The sequence below is a fragment of the Streptococcus intestinihominis genome (assembly GCF_046824975.1).
Classification (GTDB): Bacteria; Bacillota; Bacilli; order Lactobacillales; family Streptococcaceae; genus Streptococcus.
In genome coordinates this window covers 183164-192149 of the sequence record NZ_JBKQBL010000002.1, presented here as the reverse complement: position 1 = coordinate 192149, position 8986 = coordinate 183164, and the positions used below count along the sequence as shown (strand labels likewise).

Genomic DNA, 8986 nt, shown 5'->3' with positions numbered 1-8986 from the left:
CGGTAATTCGTTAGAATTCGATTTCGTCGTCCCACCTCCGCACAGTTGAGTAGGGCTTTAAAAGCAGATGAAATCAGCGTAGTAGAGCCCACTCAACCACTGCGTCTTGCTCGACAATCCAAAAACAATTGAGAGGCTAGGACTTTTGTCCCAGCCTCAATTTTTTATAGATGAGCGAATGCTTTGATTTCTTCTTCTGACATGGATGAGTCGCAGCGAACGGTAACTTCACCGGCTTCGACATGTAAAAATCCAGGGACAGTTGGGATACCGTAAGTTGAGCGGAAGGCTTGCAAAGCATCCAGTTGACTTGGTTCTTCACTATTAATGAAGTAGATATGGGCTTTAGTTTCGGCTACTACAGTTGCTAATTTAGCAGCGAACTTCCGGCAATATGGGCAAGTCTTGCGTCCAATAAAGAAGGTTGCTGTTTCTTTTTGGTCGATGGCTTCTTGCGCGCGTGCAACAGTGGTTACTTCAAGATCTTTAATATCTTCTAAAAATTGTTCCATGAGATTACCTCGCTTTCTTATAAATCTAGTATGCCATAAAGGGCGAAAAAATGCTGTATTTTGATACGAAAAAAAGATGAGATTGGTTGATCTCATCTTTTGTGGTTGCTTATTTTACAAAGGCATTGATTTCAGCTTCGATGTTAGCAATTTTAGCTTGAGAATCTTCGTTGCTTTCACCAACAACGGCAATGTAGAACTTAATTTTTGGTTCTGTACCTGAAGGGCGAACGGCAATCCAAGAACCATCAGCAAGTGTGTATTTCAATACATCACTTGGAGGAGTTGTCAAGGTTGTTACAGTGCCATCAGCAGCAGTAGATGTTTGTGCTTTGAAGTCTTCAGTGATTGAAACTTCTGTTGAGTTAAATTCTTTTGGCCCGTTTTCACGGAATTTCGCCATAATCGCTTTGATTTGCTCAGCACCGTCAACACCAGAAAGTGTAACAGAGATTGTCTTTTCAGCATAGTAGCCGTACTCTTTGTAGATTTCTTCGATACCGTCAGCAAGTGTCAAACCACGAGAGCGGTAGTAAGCAGCAAGCTCAGCAACGACAAGGACAGCTTGAATCGCATCTTTATCACGTACGAATGGTTTGATCAAGTAACCGAAGCTTTCTTCAAATCCCATCATGTAAGTGTGATTGTGTTTTTCTTCGAATTCTTGAATCTTTTCAGCAATGAATTTGAAACCAGTTAAGACGTTAAACATAGTTGCGCCGTAGCTTTCAGCAATCTTAGTAACCAAGTCAGTTGATACGATAGATTTGCAAAGGGCTGCATTTTCTGGAAGAGTGCCAGCATTTTTGTGGGCTTCTAAGATGTATTTCGCCATGATAGCCCCGATTTGGTTACCTGAAAGGTTGAGGTAGCTACCATCTTTTTGAAGGACTTCAACACCAACACGGTCAGCGTCAGGGTCAGTTGCAACAAGAACATCAGCGCCTACTTGGCGACCAAGCTCTTCAGCAAGTGCAAAGGCTGCTTGGCTTTCTGGGTTTGGAGATTTAACTGTTGAAAAGTCTGGATCTGGAGTTGCTTGAGCCTCAACGACCTGAACAGAGTCAAATCCTGCTTGAGCAAGAGCACGACGAGCCAACATTTCACCAGTACCATGAAGAGGAGTATAGACAATCTTCATGTCTTTACCAAATTCTTCAATCAAGGCAGGGTTGATGTTAACGTCTTTTACTTCTTTGAGGTATTCGGTATCGACAGCTTCACCAATGACCTCAATCAAACCTGAAGTTTTTTCAGCTTCAACATCCGCAACTTCTACAGCGAATGGATTGTCGATGGCACGGATGTAGGTTGTCAAAGCGTCCGCGTCGTGTGGAGGCATTTGACCACCATCTTCACCGTAAACCTTGTATCCGTTAAACGGAGCAGGGTTGTGGCTAGCAGTAATCATGATTCCTGCGAAGCAGTTGAGGTGACGAACAGCAAATGAAAGTTCTGGAGTTGGACGGAGACTTTCAAAGACATAGGATTTAATTCCGTGTTTAGCAAGAACGGCTGCTGATTCAAAGGCAAACTCTGGAGAGAAGTGACGGCTATCATAAGCGATGGCAACTCCACGTTCTTTTTCATTTCCACCTTTAGATTCGATCAAACGAGCCAAACCTTCAGTTGCTTGACGAACCACATAGATGTTAATACGGTTAGTCCCAGCACCAATTAATCCGCGCATACCAGCAGTACCGAATTCAAGGTTTGTGTAGAAGGCATCTTCCTTCGTTTTTTCATCCATGCTTTCCAAATCACGACGAAGGTAATCTGGTAAGTCAGCGAAATCAGCCCATTTTTGGAAGTTTTCTTGATAAGTCATAGTGCAACTCCTTATTTCTATAAATTAATCGCTTACATTATAGCATTTTTTTTCTGAAAAAACTAGATTCAATAGCAATTGTTTTCAAATTTATATGTTGTGATCGACAAAAAAATCACACCTTCATTTGAAAAGTGTGATAAACGAAAATGCCTTATAATGAATTCTTAACTTTTGAGAGAGGTGGGATGATCGCTAGTGTCAGAATGACTGTCGCTAGGACCTCAATCAATGAGTTGGTGGTTAAAACAGCACCGAGGAAGGCTTGGATACCACCTGGATAATTTTTTGAAAAGAAGATGAAAATACCTGAAAGCACAAAGAAAGTGTTGGTGAAAGATCCAACAGCTGCAGCGATTGCCAGTCCGGACTTATTATGGATCAACTTATAGACAAAGTAAGGGGTGATCCCAATGAGGATACGGGGAACCAGAACGATGATCAGAGAGTAAAGGTTTCCTTTTTCAACAAAGGGACTGAATAAATAACTACTTGGTAGCTGTACGATGGTGTTGATGGTGAGGCTAAAGAGTCCCATCAAGAGTCCCAAGGTTCCACCAATACGAGGTCCATAAAGAATGGAGGCAATGACCACTGGGATATGGACGAAAGTCGGTGGAATTAGAAAGGGGAAGAATTGGAAGATCATGGTTGATGTAAAATGAATGGTCACCATGATAGCGAAGAAGATAGAAATTTGTGCAATGGATGAAGAAGATTTTCTCATGAGAGCGACTCCTGTATAGTAGTTAGAATGGTTTCGATGGAAGCTAAAGCGCCAGATCCCTGATCGCCACAAGCTAGTAAAGCTTCACGCGGTGGGATGATTTGATAGCCGTAGCTTTTTAGGGTTTCAAGATTGTTTTGTGTAGCAGGGTGGTCCAACATCTTGGTATTCATAGCGGGTGCTAGGAATTTCTTCACCTCAGACGGGAGGGCCAAAGCAGTGCTTGTTACGATATTATCTGCAAAGCCGTGGGCTAATTTTGCAATGGTATTGGCACTTGCAGGAGCGACTAGAAAAAGATCAGCCTCTTTCCCCAAGTCAATATGTTGGATTTGTTTTGGATCGTCTTCTGTCATAACCTCTACCAGGACAGCTTGTTTGGAGAGGACCTGAAGGGTTAGAGGGGTAATAAAAGCTGCAGCTGCAGGAGTCATAAGAATCTTTACCTGGTGACCGAGCTTGGTCAATTGACTGGTGAGGTCTGCTGCCTTGTAGGCAGAAATGCTCCCAGTTACAGCCAGTAGTATATTCGCCATAGGTTTTATCCTTTGTTCCTAATGTGATGATAAATTTTTTGAGCAATATCCAATTTCGTTTCGGCTATTTGAGTAGCATCTTTCGTAACTAAGTAAGCTCGATGTTTTCCGTCTTGAATTTCGCTTAAGTCATTGGCAACAATCATTTCTGCCTGATTTTTTTCGAGACTTGCACGAGCAACGGCTAGGAGTTGATCCTGTGCTACACCAACCAGCAGTTTAAAGCCGATCAAGCGAATGTCTGGATTCCATGTTTTTACTAAGGAAATCAACTTAGGATTTTTCTTCAAAAAGAGAACTTGGTAATCTTCCTCTGAAGAAATTTTCGATTCCTGGTTGGTTTGATGAAGAAAATGCTCTAAATTGCTAGCTTCTTTGACAGCCTGGAAACCTGACATATAGACAGGGCTGTAGTCAGAGACGGCCATAGCATGGATGAGCACCTGGTGAGTTGGAGTTTCTTTTTCAAGGACTGTTTGAAGTTCAGCGACATCTTTGATAAATATCTTTCTTAAATGAGGATGTTCTTTAGGCTGAACCGCAGTTGCAGTTGTCACCAGAGTCACAGAAAAACCTGCCTCTAAAAAACGTTCGGAAATGATTTTTCCAAGTTGACCAGTGGAATGGTTGGTAATCGAACGAACCTGATCGATCTTTTCACTCGTCCCACCGGAAGTAATCAAAATATTCATAGGCTTATTTTACAAGAATTTTATATTTTAGTAAAGCCAAGAACATGGCTCTTACGATTGTTGGTCAAGGGGATACAAAGGCGGTAGAATAGACGATGAAGCGACTCATAGTTATTTCATATAGAGGGGTATAAGAAATTGGAATAAAGGCTGAAAAAGCAGAATTACTAAGCAAAAACCGAACGAACGGGAAAAGTTTGAGATTTAAAATATATATCCTTGTGAAATTTCTGTATAATAGGATTATTAAATAGTGAGGAGATTCAGATGAAGACAGATATCGAGATTGCACAAAGTATTGAATTGAAACCAATCACAGATGTGGTAGAGAAATTGGGTATTCACTTCGATGACCTAGAACTCTATGGAAAGTATAAGGCGAAATTAACCTTTGACAAGATCCAAGCCGTTCAGAAAGAAGAACCAGGGAAACTCATCTTGGTAACAGCGATTAACCCGACTCCAGCAGGGGAAGGAAAGTCTACTATCACCATTGGTTTGGCAGATGCATTAAATAAAATTGGAAAACAAACCATGATTGCCATTCGCGAACCTTCTTTAGGTCCAGTTATGGGGATTAAAGGGGGAGCAGCAGGTGGAGGTTATGCCCAAGTTCTTCCAATGGAGGATATCAACCTTCATTTTACGGGGGATATGCATGCTATTACGACAGCAAATAATGCACTTTCAGCTTTGATCGACAATCATTTGCATCAAGGAAATGAGCTAGGCATTGACCAACGTCGGATTATCTGGAAACGGGTAGTGGACTTGAATGACCGTGCTTTGCGTCACGTATCGGTCGGTCTCGGTGGGCCGCTCAATGGGATTCCTCGTGAAGACGGGTTTGATATCACCGTTGCTTCTGAGATTATGGCCATCCTTTGCTTGGCGACAGATATTGAAGACTTGAAACGTCGTTTGGCTAATATTGTGATCGGTTACCGCTATGATCGTAGTCCAGTTTATGTCCGTGATTTGGAAGTGGAAGGGGCGCTTGCCTTGATTCTGAAAGATGCGATCAAGCCAAACTTGGTCCAAACCATCTATGGAACGCCAGCCTTTGTTCATGGTGGACCTTTTGCTAATATTGCCCATGGATGTAATTCGGTTTTAGCTACCTCAACCGCTCTTCGTTTAGCCGATTACGTGGTAACAGAAGCAGGTTTTGGGGCGGATTTGGGAGCTGAAAAATTCTTGGATATCAAAACACCAAATCTCCCTGTTAGCCCATCTGCAGTGGTGATTGTCGCAACGATTCGTGCTTTGAAGATGAATGGTGGAGTTGCTAAAGATGCTCTTTCTGAAGAAAATGTAGAAGCTGTTCGTTCAGGTTTTGCTAACTTGGAGCGCCACGTGGAAAATATGCGTAAATTCGGAGTTCCTGTAGTAGTGGCTATTAATGAATTTGTCACAGATACAGAAGCTGAAATTGCAGCTCTGAAAGAACTCTGTGCTTCTATTCAAGTTCCTGTTGAATTGGCGAGCGTCTGGGCTGATGGTGCTGATGGAGGATTGGCCCTAGCAGAAACAGTAGTGGAGACACTTGAAACAAGTCCAGCCAATTACAGTCGTCTTTATGATAATGACCTCTCTGTTGAAGAAAAGATCACAAAGATTGCCCAAGAGATTTATCGAGCTGACAACGTTGTCTTTGAGAAAAAAGCCAAAACTCAGATTGCTCAAATCGTGAAAAATGGCTGGGACAAGTTACCAGTTTGTATGGCTAAGACCCAATATAGTTTTTCAGATGATCCAAGTCTCCTCGGGGCGCCAACTGGTTTTGACATTACCATTCGCGAATTGGTACCTAAGACTGGCGCAGGCTTCATTGTCGCTTTGACAGGTGAAGTGATGACCATGCCTGGATTACCAAAACGTCCTGCTGCTTTGAACATGGATGTAGCAGAAGATGGTACTGCTTTAGGCTTGTTCTAATAACAGTATATAGAGGTTGGCTGACAACCTCTATTTTTGTGTTTTGAGGTATAATAGAGAGATAGAAAGTGAGAAGAACATGCTGAAGATACGACCAGTCACCTTGGCGGATGCTCCTGAACTTGTCAGAATTTATGCCCCTTATGTTGAGAAAACAGCCATCACTTTTGAATACCAGGTTCCGACCATTGAGGAATTTGAAGGGCGTATCGAAAAGATCCTTCAACGTTTTCCCTATTTAGTAGCAGAAGTAGACGGTCAAGTCCTTGCTTATGCCTATGCCTCAAGCTATTATGATCGATCAGCATATGATTGGGCGGTGGAAGTATCCGTCTATGTGGATCAAGATCGTCGTGGGCAAGGTCTGGGTTCTCGATTGTATGAGGCATTAGAGTCGGAGTTGGAGGCGCGTGGTTATTTACGTTTCTTAGCTTGCATTGCCCTGCCAAATCCAGCTAGTATCGCCCTCCATGAGAAACGTGGCTATGTGAAAGTTGCTCATTTTCCTAAAATTGGCTATAAATTTGATCAATGGCATGATATTGTCTGGATGCAAAAGACGATCGAAGGGCCTGTGAAGCCCCTAATGTAAAAATTAGAAGGAGCTTAGCTTTGCTCAATTTCTTTTAAGTTATTTAAAAGGAAGTCTAGAACGAGCCTCTTGACTTTTTTGGGCCGTTCATGGTACACTAAGTTTATGCGATGAGTCGATTGGCTCTTAGGAGCCTTTTGCGCTGAGGAGGTCTACATTTAATTGTAACGCAGGAGCGGACCTTGAACAGTTGTGTGAACCTGCTGTTCTCATCGAAAGATGCCTCGAATCCCTTACCATGTGGTAAGGGATTTTTTTGTAAAAATTCATAGTAAGCAAATACATAAATTTGTTTGCCTCTTATGACTACCGGTGATATAATGATGTAAATAAATGGATTCATTTGTGTTTGAAAGGAGATGGTTATAGTGTATGATCAAAACAGTCCAAACAACAAGTGGTCACAAGAAACGTTTCAACGTATCAGTGAACTGGAAAAATTAGAACAATATCAAGCTAAGTTGCTCATTATGAAGTAACAAATGAAGAATAATCTTCATTGGAGAAACGCCACTATTCTTGGTGGTATTCTAGCTTTTCTCTCCTTCCAACTTGTTAGATGGCGAGCAGCGATTGTTATCATTCTTCTTGTAGTGGTGTTTTATTATTTACCGGCATACAAAAAACGAAAAGCCTTATTCGGAGATCAGGTTCGATCCAATGAAGAGATTTATATTACAGATTTTCTTTGTCCCATCCTGAAAGAAGTTTTTCCTCAAGCGGAGCTAACTCTGACAGCTGACTACCCAATGAATGTCCTGCAGGTCATTAGTCCGAGATCGACTAAGTTTGATCTCTTTCATCAATTGTCTTTCCATGATGAAAAGAATCTCGTAGTAGCCAATCTCTATGCTTATCATATTGAGACGCGAACAAAGAGAGACTCAAGTGGGGAAACTCATACGGTCAGAGAAGAAGTTGAAGATTTTGCTGGTCAGATTTTTTCTTTAAAAGCTCCTATCTCATTTCCAGGGCACTTGAGAGTTGTTCCAACCAAGAAATCTTTGTTTTTAAAAAGAGAACTAAAAGGTGCCTATCCGGGTGCTGGATCTAATGAAGTCCAAATTGAAACAGAAGATATCCAAAACAATGAAAATTACAATATCTATTGTACAGATGAACTGGCTGCTCGAAAATTCTTAAAACCCAAGATCCTAGAATGGTTTGATCAGCAAATTTCTCAAAATGCTATGTGTGTGTATTTAGTACAAGATACACTCTATATTTCCTTATATACTAACCGCTACCTTTTCCCAACACCGAATAGAAAAGATGCAATCGAAAGTCTTTCGATTGCTGCAGAGTATCAAAAACTCTGTAGGGAGATTGATCTCATTGATGAATTAACCAATATATTTAAAGGAGAATAACTATGTTAGGATTATTTATTGCCATTGTCGTTTTTGCTCTTGTCATTGTTATGTGGTTTATCGGTGAAAGCAATCGCTTGAATCGTTATCAGGTCATGATTGAAGAAGCAAAGAGAACGTTTGATATCACTCTTGTCAAACGCTACGATACCATTTCTGAAATGTTGAAGGCAGCTAAGGCCTATGCCAAACATGAAGAGAAAGTCTTTACCGAATTAGTAGCCCTTCGTCAAGGTGCCTCTATCCAAGAATCCAACCAAGTTATTGCCAATCAAAACGATGTTTTGGCACAAATCCGAGCAGTAGGTGAGAATTATCCAGATCTCTTATCTTCTAACCAATTCTTGGCCTTGCAAAAAGAAATTGCAGATGAAAATGAAGATTTGGCAGCTTCTAAACGCATTGTTAATAGTAATATTAGCCAAATCAACCAAGCCATAGTAACCTTCCCAACTTCACTAGTGGCGGGTATTAAAGGGATGCAACAGGTGCCATTTTTATTGGAAGACACACAAGGAAAGAAGAATTTGAATGATTTGGATTATGAAATCCATTAATTTTTAATAAAAACTATTCGATATCTAGAAACTATCCCGGTCTTAGATCGGGATTATTTTGTTTTTATAAGTGTAAAATACACTTTTCATTTGTAGGGAAAAATAGTATAATAGATAAAATTCACAAATTTTTAGAAAATTCCGAAAGAGGTTTTATTATGGGATATACAGTTGCTGTTGTTGGTGCTACAGGTGCCGTTGGTGCACAAATGATCAAAATGTTGGAAGAATCAA

At 41.0% G+C, this 8986-nt stretch carries 9 protein-coding genes; 4 read left to right on the top strand and 5 right to left on the bottom strand.

Annotation, left to right across the window (positions count from 1 at the left end):
• Positions 1-164: 164 nt before the first annotated feature.
• The 5 genes from ACLOR3_RS04250 to ACLOR3_RS04230 form a co-directional block, all read right to left on the bottom strand.
• The gene (locus ACLOR3_RS04250) at positions 165-512 is read right to left on the bottom strand and encodes a DUF6568 family protein (RefSeq protein ID WP_061563945.1); all 348 of its coding nucleotides are present in this window, start codon (positions 510-512) and stop codon (positions 165-167) included.
• A gap of 109 nt (positions 513-621) precedes the next feature.
• Positions 622-2340, bottom strand: coding sequence for a phospho-sugar mutase (locus ACLOR3_RS04245; RefSeq protein ID WP_411400299.1), 1719 nt, complete (start codon positions 2338-2340; stop codon positions 622-624).
• 154 nt (positions 2341-2494) lie between these two features.
• Positions 2495-3067, bottom strand: coding sequence for an ECF transporter S component (locus tag ACLOR3_RS04240; protein ID WP_048690457.1), 573 nt, complete (start codon positions 3065-3067; stop codon positions 2495-2497).
• A complete protein-coding gene (gene coaC, locus ACLOR3_RS04235; RefSeq protein WP_411400300.1) occupies positions 3064-3603 on the bottom strand; it encodes a phosphopantothenoylcysteine decarboxylase in 540 nt (179 codons plus the stop codon). The genes ACLOR3_RS04240 and coaC overlap by 4 nt, the downstream gene beginning before the upstream one ends.
• A 5-nt stretch (positions 3604-3608) precedes the next feature.
• Complete coding sequence (locus ACLOR3_RS04230; RefSeq protein WP_411400301.1) at positions 3609-4295, bottom strand: phosphopantothenate--cysteine ligase; 687 nt, start codon at positions 4293-4295, stop codon at positions 3609-3611.
• A gap of 267 nt (positions 4296-4562) precedes the next feature.
• On the opposite strand from ACLOR3_RS04230, the gene ACLOR3_RS04225 reads away from it, so the two are divergent.
• From ACLOR3_RS04225 to ACLOR3_RS04210, 4 genes are all read left to right on the top strand, one after another.
• The gene (locus ACLOR3_RS04225) at positions 4563-6233 is read left to right on the top strand and encodes a formate--tetrahydrofolate ligase (protein ID WP_411400302.1); all 1671 of its coding nucleotides are present in this window, start codon (positions 4563-4565) and stop codon (positions 6231-6233) included.
• Between the two features lie 79 nt (positions 6234-6312).
• Positions 6313-6825: a GNAT family N-acetyltransferase gene (locus tag ACLOR3_RS04220; RefSeq protein WP_411400303.1), complete on the top strand. Its 513-nt coding sequence runs from the start codon at positions 6313-6315 to the stop codon at positions 6823-6825.
• A gap of 482 nt (positions 6826-7307) precedes the next feature.
• Positions 7308-8195 (top strand): DUF3137 domain-containing protein, encoded by an 888-nt coding sequence (locus ACLOR3_RS04215; protein WP_411400304.1) that lies wholly within the window; start codon positions 7308-7310, stop codon positions 8193-8195.
• A gap of 2 nt (positions 8196-8197) precedes the next feature.
• Complete coding sequence (locus tag ACLOR3_RS04210) at positions 8198-8752, top strand: LemA family protein (RefSeq protein ID WP_411400305.1); 555 nt, start codon at positions 8198-8200, stop codon at positions 8750-8752.
• Positions 8753-8986: the final 234 nt, after the last annotated feature.